This is a genomic window from Neptuniibacter marinus, assembly GCF_001597725.1.
Taxonomy (GTDB): Bacteria; Pseudomonadota; Gammaproteobacteria; order Pseudomonadales; family Balneatricaceae; genus Neptuniibacter; species Neptuniibacter marinus.
In genome coordinates, this window is sequence record NZ_LUTR01000003.1 from 148,885 (window position 1) to 168,118 (window position 19,234).

19 protein-coding genes are annotated in these 19,234 nt (G+C 40.4%); 7 read left to right on the forward strand and 12 right to left on the reverse strand.

Annotated features, from left to right (window positions below; genetic code table 11):
* The first annotated feature begins 23 nt into the window (after positions 1–23).
* Entirely contained in the window at positions 24–737 is a 714-nt protein-coding gene (locus tag A3774_RS04360; protein WP_067863687.1) for a DUF599 domain-containing protein, read from the forward strand.
* 121 nt (positions 738–858) lie between these two features.
* Positions 859–2,784 (forward strand): molecular chaperone HtpG, encoded by a 1,926-nt coding sequence (gene htpG, locus A3774_RS04365; protein ID WP_067863690.1) that lies wholly within the window; start codon positions 859–861, stop codon positions 2,782–2,784.
* 253 nt (positions 2,785–3,037) lie between these two features.
* Here htpG and A3774_RS17235 read toward each other — a convergent pair whose 3' ends face one another.
* Positions 3,038–3,202: an EAL domain-containing protein gene (locus A3774_RS17235; protein WP_082792352.1), complete on the reverse strand. Its 165-nt coding sequence runs from the start codon at positions 3,200–3,202 to the stop codon at positions 3,038–3,040.
* 184 nt (positions 3,203–3,386) lie between these two features.
* Here A3774_RS17235 and A3774_RS04370 point away from each other — a divergent pair, with 184 nt between their 5' ends.
* Together A3774_RS04370 and A3774_RS04375 are read left to right on the forward strand one after the other, a co-directional pair.
* Complete coding sequence (locus A3774_RS04370; protein WP_067863693.1) at positions 3,387–3,680, forward strand: c-type cytochrome; 294 nt, start codon at positions 3,387–3,389, stop codon at positions 3,678–3,680.
* Positions 3,681–4,391: 711 nt separating this feature from the next.
* Entirely contained in the window at positions 4,392–6,632 is a 2,241-nt protein-coding gene (locus A3774_RS04375; RefSeq protein ID WP_067863696.1) for a diguanylate cyclase, read from the forward strand.
* A gap of 56 nt (positions 6,633–6,688) precedes the next feature.
* Here the strand turns inward: A3774_RS04375 and A3774_RS04380 are convergent, their stop codons facing one another.
* From A3774_RS04380 to A3774_RS04400, 5 genes are all read right to left on the reverse strand, one after another.
* Complete coding sequence (locus A3774_RS04380; protein ID WP_067863699.1) at positions 6,689–7,792, reverse strand: phosphoribosylaminoimidazolesuccinocarboxamide synthase; 1,104 nt, start codon at positions 7,790–7,792, stop codon at positions 6,689–6,691.
* Between the two features lie 98 nt (positions 7,793–7,890).
* On the reverse strand, positions 7,891–8,109 hold the full coding sequence (locus A3774_RS04385) for a hypothetical protein (protein ID WP_067863702.1): 219 nt from the start codon (positions 8,107–8,109) through the stop codon (positions 7,891–7,893).
* Between the two features lie 362 nt (positions 8,110–8,471).
* On the reverse strand, positions 8,472–8,858 hold the full coding sequence (locus A3774_RS04390; protein ID WP_067863705.1) for a hypothetical protein: 387 nt from the start codon (positions 8,856–8,858) through the stop codon (positions 8,472–8,474).
* A gap of 123 nt (positions 8,859–8,981) precedes the next feature.
* The gene (locus A3774_RS04395; protein WP_067863708.1) at positions 8,982–10,184 is read right to left on the reverse strand and encodes an EAL and HDOD domain-containing protein; all 1,203 of its coding nucleotides are present in this window, start codon (positions 10,182–10,184) and stop codon (positions 8,982–8,984) included.
* Positions 10,185–10,308: 124 nt separating this feature from the next.
* Entirely contained in the window at positions 10,309–10,614 is a 306-nt protein-coding gene (locus A3774_RS04400) for a hypothetical protein (RefSeq protein WP_067863713.1), read from the reverse strand.
* Positions 10,615–10,858: 244 nt separating this feature from the next.
* Here A3774_RS04400 and A3774_RS04405 point away from each other — a divergent pair, with 244 nt between their 5' ends.
* Positions 10,859–11,788 (forward strand): AEC family transporter, encoded by a 930-nt coding sequence (locus tag A3774_RS04405; RefSeq protein WP_067863716.1) that lies wholly within the window; start codon positions 10,859–10,861, stop codon positions 11,786–11,788.
* Positions 11,789–11,826: 38 nt separating this feature from the next.
* Here A3774_RS04405 and A3774_RS04410 read toward each other — a convergent pair whose 3' ends face one another.
* On the reverse strand, positions 11,827–12,894 hold the full coding sequence (locus A3774_RS04410; RefSeq protein ID WP_067863719.1) for a nucleoid-associated protein: 1,068 nt from the start codon (positions 12,892–12,894) through the stop codon (positions 11,827–11,829).
* Between the two features lie 140 nt (positions 12,895–13,034).
* Here A3774_RS04410 and A3774_RS04415 point away from each other — a divergent pair, with 140 nt between their 5' ends.
* Positions 13,035–13,568: a YaeQ family protein gene (locus A3774_RS04415; protein WP_067863722.1), complete on the forward strand. Its 534-nt coding sequence runs from the start codon at positions 13,035–13,037 to the stop codon at positions 13,566–13,568.
* A gap of 19 nt (positions 13,569–13,587) precedes the next feature.
* On the opposite strand, the gene arfB is transcribed toward A3774_RS04415, so the two are convergent.
* Both arfB and A3774_RS04425 read right to left on the reverse strand, forming a co-directional pair.
* On the reverse strand, positions 13,588–14,001 hold the full coding sequence (gene arfB / locus A3774_RS04420) for an alternative ribosome rescue aminoacyl-tRNA hydrolase ArfB (RefSeq protein ID WP_067863725.1): 414 nt from the start codon (positions 13,999–14,001) through the stop codon (positions 13,588–13,590).
* A gap of 169 nt (positions 14,002–14,170) precedes the next feature.
* Positions 14,171–14,386 carry a PA3496 family putative envelope integrity protein gene (locus tag A3774_RS04425; RefSeq protein WP_067863728.1) on the reverse strand — a complete coding sequence of 72 codons (216 nt, stop codon included), beginning with the start codon at positions 14,384–14,386 and terminating at the stop codon, positions 14,171–14,173.
* Positions 14,387–14,763: 377 nt separating this feature from the next.
* On the opposite strand from A3774_RS04425, the gene A3774_RS04430 reads away from it, so the two are divergent.
* On the forward strand, positions 14,764–17,508 hold the full coding sequence (locus A3774_RS04430; RefSeq protein ID WP_067863731.1) for a bifunctional acetate--CoA ligase family protein/GNAT family N-acetyltransferase: 2,745 nt from the start codon (positions 14,764–14,766) through the stop codon (positions 17,506–17,508).
* A gap of 23 nt (positions 17,509–17,531) precedes the next feature.
* On the opposite strand, the gene A3774_RS04435 is transcribed toward A3774_RS04430, so the two are convergent.
* The 3 genes from A3774_RS04435 to A3774_RS04445 form a co-directional block, all read right to left on the reverse strand.
* Positions 17,532–18,164: a GGDEF domain-containing protein gene (locus A3774_RS04435; RefSeq protein ID WP_075107901.1), complete on the reverse strand. Its 633-nt coding sequence runs from the start codon at positions 18,162–18,164 to the stop codon at positions 17,532–17,534.
* Entirely contained in the window at positions 18,121–18,684 is a 564-nt protein-coding gene (locus A3774_RS04440) for a hypothetical protein (RefSeq protein WP_067863737.1), read from the reverse strand. Before A3774_RS04440 ends, A3774_RS04435 begins: the two co-directional genes overlap by 44 nt.
* A 222-nt stretch (positions 18,685–18,906) precedes the next feature.
* Positions 18,907–19,191: an ArsR/SmtB family transcription factor gene (locus A3774_RS04445; protein ID WP_082792353.1), complete on the reverse strand. Its 285-nt coding sequence runs from the start codon at positions 19,189–19,191 to the stop codon at positions 18,907–18,909.
* Positions 19,192–19,234: the final 43 nt, after the last annotated feature.

Below are 19,234 nucleotides of genomic sequence, written 5' to 3' on the forward strand. Positions count from 1 at the left end.
AATTTTATGTTGGGGCTTTGCTTATGGGATCGGTTTACCAATTTTTTCAAGATAACTGGCTCAATATTATCGCCTTAATTTGGTTTTTAGTCTGCTTCAAAGGTTATATGCATTATGCCCGTAAAAAGAGTTATGAAACGCCCTGTTTAGCGAGCCTTTTGCATATGTATCGAAAGGAGTGGATGCTAAGAATGCTGACTCGTGAGGTGCGTATTGCTGATACTACGGCGATTGCGAACCTTGAACGGGGAGTCTCCTTTTTTGCCTCCACGACAATGCTAATAGTCGCTGGTTTAATGACAGTGTTAGGCTCAACACAGCAAGTTATCGATGTGGTTTCTGATATCCCTTTTGCATCTAAAGCAACGAGCGCGGAGTGGGAACTCAAAATTTTGTTGATGATTATTCTGTTTGTATATGCATTTTTTAAATTTACGTGGAGCCTTCGTCAGTACGGTTTCGTCTCAATTATGGTGGGGGGAGCACCTTTACCAGAAGAGCATGTATCTGAGCAGCAAACGGAAGCTCATGCGAACCGTATTGCGAAAATGACATCGATGGCAGCAAATAATTTTAATGTGGGTTTACGTACCTATTATTTTTGTTTGGCTATTCTCGGTTGGTTTATTAACCCATGGTTATTCATGGCCTTGAGTGCAGGTGTTGTCTATGTGCTCTATCGACGTGAGTTTAAATCGTCGACCTTAAAAACCTTAATGATGAGTGCTGGAGATTAAAAAAGCTGCTTGTTACGCTTGAAATGAATTCTCACGTCCCAATATTGTTTTCATAGGCTGCTTTGTTGTTTATCAGCAAAGCACTGTTTCTTGTGATAATCGACATATTGGATAAGTGTTAATGACTACCGAAACTCGTACAGAAACCCATGGTTTTCAGACAGAAGTGAAGCAGTTGCTTCATTTGATGATTCATTCCCTCTATTCGAATAAAGATATTTTTCTCCGCGAATTAATCTCAAATGCGTCAGATGCCGCTGAAAAATTACGCTTTGAAGCATTATCGGATGGATCTCTGTATGAAAATGATGGCGACCTTAAAATCAATATTAGCTTTGATAAGGAAGCAAAAACCTTAACAATTGAAGATAACGGCATTGGTATGAGCCGTGATGAAGTGATCGAGCACTTAGGTACGATTGCAAAATCAGGTACATCACAATTCCTTTCTCAGTTAACGGGTGATCAGTCTAAAGATAGCCAGTTGATCGGCCAGTTTGGTGTTGGCTTTTACTCCTCTTTTATTGTGGCTGACCGCGTAGAGGTATTCACGCGCAAAGCTGGCCTTCCTGCAGCTGAGGGTGTGCACTGGGCTTCAGAAGGCGAAGGTGAGTTTAGCATTGGCGATGTGGAGAAAGAGGGGCGTGGTACACGTATTGTTCTGCACCTTAAAGAAGGTGAAGAGAGTTTTGCTGATGGTTTTGCCTTACGTGGTCTAGTACGTAAATATTCAGATCATATCTCTATCCCGGTTGTTATGCAGAAAGAAGCAACACCTAATTTTGATGAAGAAGGCGAAGAAGAAAAAGATAAGGCTGTTGAGCTTGAAGATGAAACCGTGAACAGCGCTACTGCGTTGTGGACACGTAATAAATCTGATATTACTGAAGAGGAATATCAGGAGTTTTACAAGCATATATCCCACGATTTCGGGAACCCACTTACATGGGCCCATAACCGTGTTGAAGGGAATATGGAGTACACCAGCCTGCTGTTTGTTCCTGAGCGCGCACCTTATGACCTTTGGAACCGTGAAGCGCCACGCGGCTTAAAGCTCTACGTGCAGCGTGTCTTTATTATGGATCAAGCGGATGAGTTTTTGCCGCTATACCTTCGCTTTATGAAAGGTGTAATTGATACTAAAGACCTTTCACTTAACGTCTCACGTGAAATCCTGCAGAAAGATGCAAACGTTGACAAATTACGCTCTGCTTTGACTAAGCGTGTTTTGGATATGTTGATCAAATTAGGCAAAAATGATCCTGAAAAATATGCATCTTTCTGGAAAGAGTTTGGTCAGGTACTGAAAGAGGGCCCTGCGGAAGATTATACTAACCGCGAGAAAATTCTTAAGTTAATGCGCTTCTCTTCAACTCATACGGGTAGCGAAGAGCAGAATGTATCGTTGGATGATTATATCTCTCGCATGCCTGAAGGTCAGGATAAGATCTACTTTGTGGTTGCTGATAACTACAACACGGCTAAAAATAGCCCGCACTTAGAGATCTTCCGTAAGAAAGGAATCGAAGTGCTGCTAATGACCGATCGTATTGATGATTGGATGATGAGCCAGCTGCATAACTATGATGAGAAGGCTTTCCAAGATGTAACTAAAGGTCAGCTTGATCTGGATGATACTCAGACTGAAGAAGAGAAGAAAGTTCAGGAAGAGGCGGCTAAAGAGCTTTCAGGGTTAGTTGAGCGCTTGAAAGCAAGCTTAGGTGACAAAGTTGCTGATGTACGTATTACTACTCGTTTGACGGATTCACCTGCTTGCTTAGTGTTAGGTGAGCAAGATATGGGTCTGCAGATGCGTCAGATTATGGAAGCAGCAGGTCAGGCGGTTCCTGATAGCAAGCCAACGTTTGAAGTAAATCCTGAACATCCGTTGATTGAGAAACTTGATAAAGAAGCTGATGAAGATCGCTTTGCTGATCTTGCTTTGGTTTTATTTGATCAGGCTGGTTTAGCCGCGGGAGCACAATTGGATGATCCCGCGACTTATGTTGCTCGTCTTAATAAGTTACTGTTGGAATTAAGCGCATAAGCTTAGTGACCATCAAACTTAAAAAAGCGGCTTTTATAGCCGCTTTTTTATGGCACTAAGGTTGGCGTCACTTTATTTTATATACATTGCATGGTTTTCAATATGCGTGATTAAGTCTTTGAGGTTGAGGCTTTATTGTAGAGTCAGCCTTGATGAAATTAGATATCTAGTTGTGCTCAATGTTCAGGCTGTTTAATCGTTTCGACCCCTTCTGCACTTACTATCAATCCTAGCCTTTTAGCTAAAGTGATAATCATGTCAACACATCAGTATTCATTGAATCGGAAGCTATATTCATTGAATCGGAAGCTATGGCAGCGGTAAAACTTTTATCGGCTTTAAGGTAATTGACCGCTAATTGGTTTAAATAACTGAGTCCGTAATAATCTCTACCAAAACCATCAATCGCAATATGAATGCCTGCGCGAGTTTAGCTGTTACTTATCCTAGCTTTTATAACGAATAGATTTTACGGCTACTTTTTGATTCAGGTTAATGGTTTCTTAGTGCTAATAGTTGAGTATTGGGTCTGTGGAATTAGGTCGGATTTTGGACGGATATTTTTTCAAGCGGGTTCATCTATTTCAATTGAGGTAATCGTAATGGGTAAAACACTAGGGCTAATTGGTTTAGTGCTATTGTCATCTATCTCCTATGTACACGCAGAGGGTCAAGTGATCTATGATAAACACTGTAAAGGCTGTCATGTTGCGGGTGTTGGCGGGGCGCCAAAACCCGGAGATAGTGCAGCATGGGAGCCGCGTATAGCGCAGGGCATGGATGTGATGGTACAAACGGTTGTTGTGGGCAAAGGCGCTATGCCACCTAAAGGAACCTGTTTTGATTGTGATGAGGCGGCTTTGAAAGCGGCAGTAGAGTTGTTAATTGCAAAATGATACACAGAGTAAATTACATACTTTGTGTATTATTGAATCTTCTATAGTTGCAATCTGTAAGGTGGAGTCGTTGTTCAGTGTTCCTGTTGAAAGAAGAGCCTCTTAACCTATTACCGACTTTCCTGTAGCTAATGCTTTTCTCTCCTCATTGGCTGAATAGAGTGGCTTGGAAATAGTGGGTGGGCGAGCCTTACCATTGTTAAAATGCTAGAATTAGCAGTTGTGATTTCCTAGATGGGGCGTTGGGTAAAGTAGAATAATCTTAAAAGTAAGTTTTGTTTCCCCAAGCAAGCAACTCAACTAGAAAATGGCGTCGTTATTATTGAAGCACAAGAGGGAACTTAGGCCATTGTTGTAGTGTTAATAGTGGTAAAATAAGCCATTATCAAATTATTGTTTCGACAACGGGGTATTTTCGCCTTGAGATAGAAGTTCAATGCTAGATGCTTTAGAAAATTTTGTTTGCAACCATTGTATTAGTGGGATAATTGCCTGCTCAAGCTCAGCATATAGCGCATTCATCCGATCAGTGTACAGTCTGAAGAATGCATTGAAGTACTCAGTTCATCGCTTAAATAATATAAATAAGGTTGTATCCCGATTTTTTGTTCCATTATAGAAAATACGTAGAGTTTTTCATCTAATTTGTCGTTCCAACTTCATATTCCTGATCTAAACTGAAGTGCAGAGTTTTTATTCTAAGGGTTATCTATGCGGTTACTGTTTGCCAGCGTATTGTTCATATTGTTAAGTGGCTTGGCTTCAGCTAAAGATACTATTGATGTTCGGTTATTGTGGAAGCATCAGTTTCAATTTGCTGGTTACTATATGGCTATAGAAAAGGGTTTCTATGCCGAAGAGAATTTAGATGTCCGTTTGAAAGAGTATGACTTTAACCTTGACCTTGTTGATGAAGTTATACAGGGTGAGAGCCAGTTTGGTATAGCGCGTACCTCATTGTTAATTGATAAAAATGCGGGAGCGGATGTGGTTGCGCTGTTTGCGGCTTATCAACAGTCTCCGTTAATGCTTTTGACTCGTAAAGATTCCAATATTCTTCTCTCTTCCGATCTGAAAAATAAAAATGTCATGATCACCAACGACGCTAAAAAGGTTGGAGAGATCATTGCGATGCTTTTGCAGGCGGGCATCACAGTTTCTGACTTTAATCAGCAAGAACATAGTTACAACCCCGAAGATCTTATTAATGGTAAAACCGATGCTATGGCATCCTATATATCGAATGAACCTTTTCACTTGGAAAAACAGGGAGTGGAGTACAACACCATACATCCTAAAGATTATGGTTTTGATATGTATTCAGATATTTTGTTTACTTCTAGGGAGTTTGTAGAAAAAAATCCTGAAATTACAGACCGTTTTTATCGCGCTTCTATTAGAGGCTGGCTTTATGCATTTGAGCATATAGAAGAAACGGCGGAAGTTATTTTTAAATATTATAACTCTCAAGATAAGTCTTTATCTGCGTTGATTTATGAGGGAGAAGAGCTTAGAAAGTTAGCCTTTGATAATAATGGTAATTTTGGCACGCTTTCGATCAATAAGTTTAATGAGATGGCGCAGGTATACCTGATTACAGGGAGTATTTTTTTAGGCTACGATTTCTCTGATTTTATCTATCGCCCGCTCAGTAATATGTATAGGTTAAGCCAAGCAGAGCAAAGCTATCTTGATGAAAACCCTAAAGTGAAAGTATGTGTTCATCCGGATTGGCATCCTTTTGAATCTTATTGGCAAGGGAAATATCAGGGTATGCTTGCTGATTACCTACAGTTGATAATGGGTAATGTAGGTCTTGAGTATGAAATAGTACCCTCTATTACTTGGAAGCAATCGTTGAAACAAATTCGCACTGGAGAGTGTGATCTTTTAGCGGGTGCCATGCAAACGGTAGAGAGAAGCCAGTATCTTGATTTTACGCGACCCTATTTGAGTGTGCCTGCGATTATTGCTGTGAAGGCCGATGAAAATAAAAAGCACTTACCTGAAATGACCTTAGGTGTCATTGAGAAATCAGCTTTCCAAGAGATCCTGCCGATTCGATACCCTAATCTTAAAATCTTAAGTGTAGATCATGTGGTTGAAGGACTGCGCCTGTTGCAAGCAGGCACTATAGATGGATTTGTAGGCGCAGGCGCGAATATTGCTCATATAGCTAAAGAGTTTCAGATAGCAGATATAGTGATCAATGATGAGCTGCGAGATAGCTGGGATTTTAGTGTTGCGATAAGAAATGATAGACCTTATCTGCAGAGTATTTTGAATAAATCGATTGCTGAAATAACCCCTGAAGAGCGTGATGCAATTATTAACCGCTGGTTGGTTGTGGAGTATAAGCATACGGTTGATTACACCACTATTTGGATCGTGATAGGGGTGAGTGTCATACTCGCTTTGTTGGGGCTATATCGCTATATACAAGTGATATCTTACAATAAGATGTTGAAAACTATAGCAGAAAAGGATGCTTTAACCGGTATCTTTAGTCGTCATAAATTACGTTCTGAATTAGAGTCCTTTACTGAATTAGCACAGCGGCATAATTGGTCACTCTCTGTCATGTTTTTTGATATAGATAATTTTAAACAGATTAATGACAGTTTAGGTCATGATGTTGGTGATAAAGTGCTAGTGAAACTGTCTAAATTGATCTCAGGGATGTCGCGTAAAACCGATCGTTTTGGACGCTGGGGGGGAGAGGAGTTTCTGTTTATTATGCTTGAAACGGATCTTGATAAAGCGCATAAAATAGCAGAAAAGTTTCGATTAAAGATCTGTCAGCATCAGTTTGGATTACCTAGGCCGGTAACCTGTAGTTTTGGTGTAGCTCAGTATAAGCATAATGAAAGTATTGAGCATTGGGTTAGTCGTGCAGACCAAGCCATGTATCAGGCCAAACATGAAGGGAAAAACTGTGTACGAGTTAGTTAAAAAAAACGAGCAGTGTAGATAACTGCTCGTTTTAGATGTTTGTGTATCAAGCTTGTTTAATCGATCAATCCGTAATCTTTACGTAAAATTTCGATAATTTCTGCTTTCGGGTTTTCTGAAAGTGTCAGTGGTTGACCAATAATCTTTTCTGCGATACCTACATAAGTTTTAGAGACCTTCATTAGTAAGGCTTCAGGTAAGGCATTATCTTTAGCTAGAGCATAACGCTCATCCATACGCTCTTTATTCAAAAGAATATCTGGATCGGGGAAGTAGTTAAGCAGTTCTTGGCGAAATACCTCTTTAGAATTTTCAACTACTTTGCCTTCGCGATAGGAAGGGCCATCCCATATACGCGATGAATCAGGTGTACCGACCTCATCCATGTAGATCAGCTTTTCCTTACCTGCAGCATCCGTGACATAACCAAATTCAAACTTAGTATCGACGAATACCTGATCAATCTCGGCAAGTGCGTTACTGATAACATCGAAACCTTCTTTGAGTAGTTTCTCGTATTGGGCGATATCATCTTGGTTACGGAACTGGAAAGCTTCGTGATTATTGCTGATATCATCTCGTGTGATATTAACATCATCTACTTCAGGGACACCGGGAATGCCGGTAAGGATTCCTTTAGTTGATGGAGTAATAAGAAGCTCCGGTAGCTTTTGGTCTTTATTTAGGCCGTCAGCAATTTCAATTCCACAAAACTCACGCTCGCCTTTTGCATAAGAGCGCCACATTGACCCAGTGATATATTGACGACAAATAGCTTCGATCATGACAGGTTTTGCTTTTTGTACGATCCAAACAAAAGGGTGTGGAATATCTAATATATGGCTATCTGCAAGACCATGTTCACGGAAGAGCTTAAACCAGTGGTTGGATATAGCGTTTAAGGCTGCACCTTTTCCTGGTACACCATTCATTCCGCCTTCTCCATGCCAGATACATTCAAAGGCTGATATGCGGTCACTAATAACCATAATAGCCAACGGCGCATCAGCTGCGACATCGTAGCCTTTTTCTTTAATAAGGCGTTTGCTATCAGCCTCAGTTAACCAGTAAACCGAGCGAACTTTACCGCTATGGATTGGTTGATCTGTGCGAATAGGAAGATCGTTATTAACGGCCAATACTTTATCAGCAAGACTCATTGATATATGTCCTGTATATAATCTGTGAAATCAGTAAATGAGGGCTTTACTCAGTTAAAGCCCAAGTTTAATCGGCAATACTTTTAAGAGTTAAACTATTATGAATAGCGTTTTACATCACGTAATAGTGAGCTCAAATCCAAATCTTGCATATCTGCGAGTGCTTCCAAATCATTGGATGTTCGCGGTGGAAGCTTCTTGAGCCGCTCTCGTTTGGCGTCCTTGTCTCGAATTTTATCTAATAGACTGTTCTGTAAAGCGTCCAATTGCTCTGTAGATAGTGCAAAGAGACGACTGACTAATTCTTCTTCAGTCATATTTTTCGTTTATGCTCCGAAACAAAAAATCAAAAACAATCGGCAATTATACCAGAATTGTATGATCTTCTATCAAGTAACATTGTAAATTTTATGCTGGAAACTTACCTTTCAATTTTACTGTGGGGTGAAATAGTTTTTTTCGATTGATGCTTACTGATTTCTTATAACGTCTCCAGTCACAATTGTGCTGGCTAGGTTTTATGAAATGAAACAGATGTATGTATTTTTGTGGTAGATAAACCAGATAATTAAATATAACGGGTTAAGTCGACAGAGAAGTATCTATGCTAAATGCTGGATAATTTAATAAAAAACGCATTTATTTTAGGCATCGAAAATGTGTATTGGGTTAATGCAGCTTAGAGGAATAGATTACGGTTGACTAAGGTCATAACGCAATGTGCACAACTTTTACTGTGAACACAGTCGCCTGTTGCTAGCTTTTCTAACTCGTCTATTTTTTTCTTTACCTGCATCTGTAGCTCTTTTGAAACTTTTTTCTCTTGTCTATAAATCTCTAAAAATAGATCAGCTTCAGAAAAATCAAATATTATAGGAGTAGTCTTAAGGTAGCAGCTGCTTAATGTAAAGCTGACTTGATTCTTTTCTAGAATGATTTGGGGTTCTACCGCTGGAATACCCCTAAACTTGAATCCTTTCGGGCTCATTTGATTAAGTATTGAATGGCATATAGGAGCGCACAGTTCATTGTCAGTGGCACCAAGGCTGGTGACAAAAATACTCATGGTGACGTCCTATCTAAGATATAGTGATACCTTTATTCTAGGGTAGGTGAGCAAAAAGGGATAGTGAGATTAATGATAGTCAGGGACGGTCGGTTTTAGATGTATATGTTTTGCTGTGTCTCTTTAAATTGATGCAGCTTTTTGACTCTCTAATGCCCATTGTATAGCGTTATTTTGAGATTTTAATAAGTGATTTTCGTTGACTTGGCCAGAGAGTTTATCCCATTGGTAATGAGAAAAACTGATCACATCGTTTAGCATAAGACCGAGTTCACCTTCCCTATGTAGTAGAGCGTCACTAACCGCATCGCTAATAGGTATATGGTTATTTAACTCGATCATGGGAATAGAAAATAAGGCGTCGGCCCCTGATAGTATGCCCATTAAGAAGGATAAGCCGGGTTCTGAATTATAATATGATGCCATAGATTCGCACATCTTGGCACGAATAAGCAGTTCACGACAGAGCTCGTCAGGAATATCTAAATTGCCAGACAGAGAGACTACGACTGCCCAGCGTTTCAATTCAGCTAGGCCTAGTAAAATAATTGCTTCATTAATTGTAGAGATCGATCGTTGTAATGAGAATGTGGCTGAATTAACTATTTTTAATAAGCGCAGGGCGAGGCGAGGATCTTTGGAAATTATCTTTTCAAGGTTTTCAGGCGTTACATCAGGATTGTTTAGCTCAGATAGAAGCTCCATCATCACTAGCTCACTACCACTCACTCGTTGTCCTTCAATAATTTCAGGATAGGCAAAAAAGTAGCCTTGGAATAACTTAAATCCAAGTTTACGAAAGCGATGAAATTCGACGATAGATTCGACTTTTTCAGCTAGGAGCGTGACGTTATAAGGTGCTAGTTTTTCTAATGTATGAAAAAGCGCCTTGCCTTTAAGCTTGAGCACGTCAATTTTTACAATATCAACTGTATCCATAATGGCTTCAAACTTATTGTTCCAAACAAAATCATCGAGAGCTATTTTGAACCCTTTCTTCGATAGTTCTCTGACTTTCGCGATTGTATCCTTGTTAATTGGAACATCTTCAACAATCTCTAGAACTACGTTATCAGCGGCGAAGCTGGGGAGTTCGTGGAAGAGAAGGTCCTCATTTACGTTCATAAAGGCTGGAAGAATACGCATCTGTCCTTTATGTAAAACGCCGGTGAATGCATTAATAAGTACTTGGCATGTGGCAGCGGTGGCATCAAAGAGTTCACCTGGAGGGCAGCCGTTAACATCGCGGTATAAGAGTTCATAGCCGATTGTTTCGTAGTTAACATCCAAAATTGGCTGTCTTGCTAGTAGAATTTCCTCAAGCACGGCTAACCCTCGTACGACCTAGATAAGTTATTACTTAGTTAATGAAGTTACAGATGATAGTGGGTTCTTACAAGGAAAAAAAAGCCGAGCATGGGCTCGGCTTTTTTTCTTGCTAACAATTCAATTACTTTGCAATAGACTGTAGTTCAGTCATTGCAGCTTCGCGTGTTTCATTCGCGATAGAGGTGAATGCTTCACCTTGGCCTTTAAGTAATTCGAAAAGCGCTTTGTTTGCTTCCATGTTGAACTTGATTAGCTCTTCTGGAGTTTTAAGCTCTTTAGCTTTCTCTGCTTCAGTTTTGAAGAAAGAAGTTAGCTGTTCGCCAGACTTTTTCTGCTGTTCAATAGATTTTGTGATCGCTGCAGCCTGCAAGTTCATTAGAGATTGAAGGGCATCGAATGATTTCTGGAAATCAACAGGGTTCGTCATAATAATTCTCCTTAAGGTTCTTGTGCGCTGCACAATATGGGTTCTATTCTAGTCTGTTTTTTGACCAAGTCAATACTATTTTTGCTGCACTGCACAAAAAATAAATATTAGTTCCTAAACGAATAAAGTTAAAGAGTCAGTTTAGGAGAGTAATAGGAAGATATTACGGGATGATGTATAGACCTTGGTTGAACAAATTGATCTAATTGATTCCCCAATTAGCGAACGCGAGTAGTGTAGGTCTATGGCCGGTATCGAAACGATTCTATCCCTCTTTATTCTTATAGGCCTTGGCTATTTGGGTAAGCGAACTGTTATGGCAGGATATTCGTTAGCCCCACTCAACACGTTTGTTTATTATTTTGCGGTACCCGCGCTGCTATTTAACTCTGTATATAAACTCTCACTTGATAGTTTATTTCAACCTTGGTATCTGCTTGCTTTTCTTTTTGCCGCTACGTTAACTGCTTTAGCTGCCGTATTTGGATGTGTTTTTTTCTTTAAAGAGAAAGATCGGGAGGTGTTAGTTTTTAGAGCATTAAACGGTACCTTTTCTAACTATGCTTATATGGGTATTCCTCTGGTTTTTGGTTTGCTGGGAGAGGAAGCTTATGGGGCGATGGTGAGCATTATCTTATTGGGTAATCTATTCCAGATTGGCAGCACTCAATTTCTTATTGAGAGCCAGCGTCAGGATGGTCGCGGGTTTAAGCAACTGTTGGCGATTCTGGATAAATCTCTTTTACGTAGCCCTATCTTTTTAGCAACGTTTTTTGGTGTTTTAGTTTCCGCATTAGCCCTTGAGTTCCCGGTTATTATTGTCAATGCTTTGGATCTGTTGGCACCTGCAACCGTACCGGTTGCTCTGTTTTGTTTAGGAGCAAGTTTGGAGTTTAAAGCGCTACAGCAAAGTAAAGCGGAGTTAGTATGGTTGGTGGTCGTTAAACTATTTATTCATCCGCTGCTTACCTTAGTTATTTTCCGGATGGCAGGGCTTAATGATCATAACTGGTTATTGGCTGCTGTTTTCTTAGCTGCGCTGCCTACTGGGGCCTTAGCGCATGTTATGGCGTTACGATATGACGTAAAGGAGAAGGAAACATCGCTTACAGTGGTGCTTTCTACATTAGCTTCAATTGTAAGCGTGTCTTTATGGGTAGGGTGGATGATGTAACTGTGAGTGGTTTTACAGTTACATCACCTGAAAGGTTCTTAATCGTCCTGTTCTAGGGCTTCACGCAGTTGGTTAATGACTTTACTGGGTAAGCGACTAATAATAAGGCGATTATTATCTTCGTCGAATTCAATATCTTTACCTGAGTTAAGTTCGCCAAAATTACGTTTAGTGAAGTCTACACTCCAGTTATCCGCTTTAACTTTAAGCTTGGCAAAGCGGTTAATTGTACTGGTATGAGGTTGGAACTCTTGGCTGACGTTATAGGGGCCTTTATTCGCAAATTGTCCAAAGGTGCCGGCTGCGGTTTCTGCCTGTTCTGGGGGAATGTAGGCATCGAATAGATTTTCTATCTCATTCAGATTGGCTGATTCCTTTTCGGAACGCTGTTTTGATAAATAGCTGACGACGTCTTCCACGACCTCTTCTTTACGGTCGCTCATATTATTTTGATTGCAGAAGTCTCGTGTCGCGCGGATAAGTTCACCTGTTGATTTACGTGATGGGGTGACATCGGTACAGCCAAATGCGGTGGAGAAAAAGTGAGTAATCTCCCCTTTTTCTTTGCTACCAATAAAGCTGAGATAGCTATCCTGCTTTTTGCGAAAGGTGCTGATATTAATACGCGCTGCCTGGTGAAGTTGATCCAGATTAACTTCCATCACTTCTGTCGGATGGAGATCATTGTCAAATCCTATACTGGCTTTGTCTCGGACAAGCGCTATCAGTAAATATTCATAACGATCGCTGGCATATAGGGAGAAAAGAACGTATCCACCATTGGCATTATGGGCAGATGGATTGTTGATAGCCGTCGCTAACTGGGACATGCTTTTATCAACCAATGTGGCGAATACAGCTTCATCCCACTCTTGGCTGACAAACTCTTCAAACGCAGATATAAATGGGTAACTCTCTTCGTTCTCAGTGTTAAAGGAACCATGGGTTAAACTTGAGCGGCGACTGAAGGCGGCGTTAAGGGTCTCAAACAACTGGGTTGCGATCGGAGAGGCGATAGGGATTATGCCACCGCGGTCGGTGATCCGTGCGGGGGACTCTTCCGATTCCTTAACCAGTTCGCGAATCGCCAGATGTTTTAATTCCATAATGACCTCAAATCTTATTCGGTAAAAATAATATGGGGGAGAGATTGTATTTAAAACTCTTCGTTGATGCAGTATAAAGATGCACTCAATGTAAATGTCCTTGTTTGTGGGCGTTCATAATTATCTATAGGTTCCCTCCCATGGCGTTAAAACCTACCATCTTTAAAGCAACGTTGAACCTGATTGATATGAATCGGGATATATATACCACGGAGAAGTTGACCTTAGCTTTACATCCATCAGAAACGTCTGTTCGTATGATGGTGCGGTTATTGGCTTATGCGCTTAACTATGATCAGGACCTTTCTTTCAGTAAAGGTTTGTCAGCTAATGATGAACCTGATCTATGGATTAAACGTCCAGATAATTCTGTGAGTTGTTGGATTGAAGTTGGACAAGCTTCGCCTGAGCGGATACGTAAAGGCGTTAGCCGAGCTGATCAAGTCAAACTCTATGCTTATGGCTCAGAAGTAGATATATGGTGGGCTAAGCATTCTGAGGCACTTATGGGGTTACCTAAAACCGAGATCTATAGCTTCCCTGCTGCTCAGGTGGATCGTTTAAGTGAGTTATGCGGCCGAAATATGGAGCTGACTATTACGATTAGTGAAGAGCAGCTTTATGTCACAGTGGGTGACCTGCAGTTAGATGTAGATTTAACACGATTGGCTTAACACATATTTAGGGGGAGGGTTAAAAGTCGACTTTTCCCCGGCCTTTTTTAATTTGTCCCCGCTTATTCTTTTTGTCCATTCTTTTTCTTTGCGAGCTGCGTGTGGGTTTTGTTGCCCGCCGTTGTTTCTCGAGTGTTGTCGCGGTTTTAATTAGCTGTCGTAAGCGTAGTAGAGAGTCCTCTTTATTGCGTTCCTGATCTCTAAAACTTTGTGCTTTTATAACTATTACACCATCCGCAGTGATCCTTTGATCTTGGTAGGCTAATAAACGGTCTTTAAAAAAATCGGGTAAGGAGGAGCGTTTGATATCAAAGCGGAGATGAATAGCGCTAGAAACTTTATTCACGTTTTGACCACCGCAGCCTTGGGCTCGGATCGCTTTAAATTCGATTTCCTTGAGAGGGATGGATATACGGTTTGATATAGTCAGCATAAGGCTATTCTATCAATCAGATGGATAGAAAGTCAGGTTTTATGGCATTAGGGTTGTAAAGTATTTGGGACTAGGGATGATTACATGATTTTTTTGCCGTTCATCGCGCTAAATATAGCGCGGGCTGGTGGTTCAGCCCGCGCTCAAAACGGGTTGGATATAAAGTCAGTTAGTCATCATACCAATCATCAAATACATCTTTGATATCTTTCATTAATTCTCGTTCTTCACGCATAGCCTCCAAGCGTCGACGCTTGTCTGGATTAATACTGTCTTTTTTATGGATAGTTGAGTCGACTTGTACTGAGTCAAGGTCATCGCTCATCCAATCTTCCAGATCAATTGCTGAATCTGGCTCATTACTAACGGGGCGTTGTTGGCTCATCGCAATGCCTCACCAATTGAGTTTATATATAGCCTGATTATGGTACATATTTCAAAATAGGAAAGTAGAGTCGAGACTATTTTTTGTCAAGAAAAAGTAGGGCTGCACGGCCTGATAAGAATTCTTTTAGTGATAGGGTATGTCTTGGGAGGAAAGTGGCGATTACGCTGTTGGAAGATTAGATGAGGAGAAATGGCATCTATGTGGTAAACAACTTTCCACTTAGCTACTCTAAACTTTGTAAAGTTGGTCCGACCTTGCTTTTGTAAGAAAGTCGTAAAATTTAGATGTTAATTATACTTTGGTATAGAAAAAACTATTTTGCTGCAGTGCAAAAAAGTATAAGATAATGAGATATTGATAGAGGATTTCAGTGCGTGGCTACTAAGTATCTCAAACGTTTTTTTAAACCAGCTTCTATTGCTGTTTTTGGTGCATCTGCCAGAGAAGACAGCATGGGCGGTATTGTTATTCAAAACCTGCTAGAAAGTGGTTTTAAGGGATCTCTTTACGCAGTTAACCGTCATGAATACGACGAGGTACATGGCGTATCTTGTTTTAAAACCCTATCAGATCTGCCTGAAATGCCAGATTTAGCCATTGTTTGTTCACCACCGGAAACTGTTGCAGACCTTATTCGTGGCTTAGGCGTGAGTATGGTTAAGGCCGCGATGATTTTAACCGGTGGTTTGTCGATGATGAATGATGAAACCCATCGATCATTGCGTGATGAAGTTCGGGAAGCGGCTAAACCTTACGGCATAAGAATCATGGGGCCTGACTGTATGGGGATGCTTGTCCCTGGTCATAATATGAATGCCAGTTATTCTCATGTAAATATACTTAAAGGAAAAGTCGCTTATATCGGCCAGTCGGGTATTTTAGGTACCGCTATGATCGATTGGGCAACAGGTCAAGAGATCGGTTTTTCTCATTTTTTGACCTTGGGTGATGGCGCTGATGTAGATCTTCCTTCGGTGATCGATTACCTCGCACAAGATCCATATACCCATGCCATATTATTACAGCTAAACCGTGTGGATGGGTCTGCACGGGATTTTATCTCTGCGGTGCGTTCTGCTTCGCGTAACAAGTTAGTACTTGTGTTAAAAAACGATACATTTATCGGTGCAAAATCTGCGACTCAATTAGCTGAAGGCATCTATGATGATGACCTTGTTTATGATGCTGCACTACGGCGAGCGGGTGTTGTTCGAGTTAAAAGGTCTGATGAGCTTTTTAATGCATTAGAAACGCTGACACGTATGAAGCCTATGCGTGGCGAACGATTGGCTATTCTATGTAATGGCACAGGTCCAAATGCGTTAGCAACAGAACAGTTATTTAAACATAGAGGTAAACTTGCGGAATTAACGGATGAGACGCTCGATGCACTGGCTGAGATACTGCCTACCCATTGGAACCGTTCAAACCCTGTTGACCTTAATTCTGATGCGCGTCCGGAACGTTTTGCCGAAGCGGTACGATTATTAACAAAAGATAAAAATGTTGATGCGGTTTTGATGTTACATGCGCCGACACGTATGGCTTCTTCCGTTGAAACGGCTGATGCTGTGATACAGATTGCTAAAAAAACACCACGCAATATTTTAACCTGTTTTATGGGGCGAGCGACTGCTATTGAGGCCCGTAATCATTGTAACTCTGCCGGCATATCAACTTTTTTAACGCCTGAAGAATCGGTGGATGCTTTTATGCATATGGTAGACTTCCACCGTAATCAGGACGTGATGCGCCAGACTCCACCCCCTTATATGGAGCAAAGTAGCCCTCATCATATTCGTGCTAGGCAGCTTGTCCAAGATGCATTGACAGAAGAGCGGGATTATTTGCGGCATGAGGAAGCGATTGAGCTATTAGATTTATATGACATTCCTGTCGCTAATACTTTTTATTGTGACAGCATTGATGATGTAGTGAAATGTGCCCCAAAAATAGAGGGCTCAGTGCAAGTTAAAGCATTGCATAAACATAATGTTTATCCATTCAGTTATGACGATACAGGCCGCCAGCGTTGGAAAGAGGTTGTGCAAGATCTATTTTCGAGTGCGGAAGTTGAGCATGCAACGACGCAGCTCTCCTATAGGATGGGAGAGATTTACCCAGTAGAGCATTTGATGGGCTTTTGTGTTCAGCAGATGAAGCGGGGTTTCCAATCGTTACAAATTAATGTGGGAATCACTAGAGATCCAACGTTTGGACCGGTAATATTTTTTGGTGTCGGTGGACATACCGTGGATGTTTTAGCTGATCGCCATGTCATGCTACCCCCTTTAAATCTTGCTTTGGCCTCAGAGTTGATTAGTCAATCTCGGCTTTGTCAGATCATTGAAGAAAATAGTTACCGTCCTGAACTGGATCTACAGCAACTGGCTAATTTACTGCTTAAATTATCTGAGATGATTGTTGATCTACCTAATCTTAAAGGGTTAGAGATTAACCCAATGTTGGTTAATAAAAGTGGTTTGCTAGTGATGGACGTTGCCGTCTCGCTTTCAGCTAAAGCGGGCTGTTTGTCGATCTCTCCATACCCTGAGCATCTAACTGAAAAAATAAGCCTTAAGCGTTCAGGTCGTAAGGCCATTATTCGCGCAATTCGTGGCGAGGATGAGCCTAACCACCTTGAGTTTTACAATAAGCTGAGTCCTCAATCTATACGTCTACGCTATTTTTACAGTCGCGGTATCCCAACACATCAAGAACTGGCTAACTGGACTCAGATTGATTATGACCGAGAGATGGCTTTCATTATTACAGCCCCACGGGAAGATGGGGAAGGGATGGAAACCTTAGGTGTAGTCCGTGCAGTTACAGACGCTGATAATGTACAAGCTGAGTTTAGTGTTGTTATACGTGATGATCTGCAGGGCGAAGGCTTAGGTGTTGCGCTTATGAATAAGGTTATTCAATATTGTAAAAGCCGTGGTACTTTGCAAATTACAGGCTCCACCTTGCCAAATAACAAAGGTATGCAAAATTTAGCTAAAAAGTTAGGTTTTGCAAATAATTATAATTCCGAAGAGGAGGTTGTTGATATGAAAATGATGTTAAATGAACCTACCGAGGATTGGCAGCGTTTACGTTTAAACCTACCTCGTTAAGTCATAGGGTATAGGACGAGTTTTTAAGAGTTATTGCTCACAGGAGTGAACTGTTTGTCTAAATGGGCGGTATTAGGGTGATGGATTTGGATATTGTTTTTCCCTTTCTGTTTAGCTAAATACATCGCGTTATCCGCATTTCGGATTAAGGTTTCTTTATCGGTTCCATGTTCTGGATAAATGGCAATACCTATACTGGATGAAATTTTAATAGTGTTACCTGCTATTGGGATAGGTTTAGCTGTCTCTCTTAGCAATTTTTCCGCGATATGTATCACATCTTTTCTTACCTGTATTTTTTGCAGGATGATAACAAACTCATCCCCTCCCATTCGAGAAACAGTGTCGTGGCTTCTAAGTATGCGCTTAAAACGTTGTGCAATTATTTTTAATAGTTCATCTCCAACCCCATGACCATAAGAATCGTTTATAGCTTTAAAACCATCTAAATCAATAAAAAGGATAGCAATAGAATGCTGCTCTCGCATCTCTGTACGCAATAATTGGTCAAAACGGTCATTAAATAAAGACCTATTAGGTAGGCCCGTTAGTGAATCGTAAAATGCTAGGTGTTGTATCTTCTTTTCGCTTTCACTTGATCTTATTCTTAACTCAATGTTTTCTATTATATTTTTTTCCTTGTAGTAAGGCGGCATAGATAATGAATATAGAGAATAAAGATAACATTAAAGCCATACCTGTAGAGGTGGCTTGCTCTGAGGTTAGGTAGTGAAGAATATTGGGCGCTATTGTTGGTATGATAAAGGATATTATTGAGAGTTTATCGACTGATAAAGAGGAGGATGCTCCCGCTAATAAACCCGCCAACATCATTGAGATGTATAACTGTGAATCTAAGGGAACCTGGGCAGCAAAGAAATAACCACACCATCCCCATATTGCGCCGGATAAGAAAACACCTACCCTAAAAAATATTAGCTTTATTGTAATATTTTCGGTTATATGCCTTTTTTCATTAAAAATAAGAACAAATAAGAGGCGGGAAAAAAGTATGCCTAAGTTGAGTGTTAGCCATAAGATAAGTTCGTTATAAGCGATTTTATCTTTTAAATGAAAAGTTATTAGGAAACAAAGAAATACACTAATAATAAAACTTATTTTTAGAGATTTTCTAAGTAATAGCATTTTTTCTAGATTGATAGATACGCTATTCATTTTTTTTACAGTATAAAGAACTTATTACTCTAACAGTTAGTTGTTAGATTATCATTCTAGTGAATGTGAATTTTATTAATGAACTTTATGATTAGCTAGGAAAATGCACCTATAGTGGGATAGATGAGATGAATATCTTAGTCTATGTAATTAAGAACGATTAAATTAAATGGAGCTTTCGTTGTTTGAGGCGCCAGATAAACCAGCGCACAAATTTGAGTTTTAAATGGTTGGGCAAAACATCTCATGAAGGGTATGGATAATGCGTTTTGCGGTATCACCTTGTAAAGAGTAATAGATGGTTTGTGACTCTCGGCGGGTTTTAACTAACCCATCTTTACGAAGTACAGCAAGGTGTTGAGAGAGTGCTGACTGACTTAAATCTAAACAATTGTTCAACGCTGTAACAGAAAGCTCTTTCCCATCGAGGTAGCATAGGATCAACAACCGACTTTCGTTGCCGAGCGCCTTCATTAATTGCGCTGCTTTGCCCGCATTATCTTTCATCATTTCAAGGGTTTCTGCATCAAGTGATGCCACAGTTGAATCG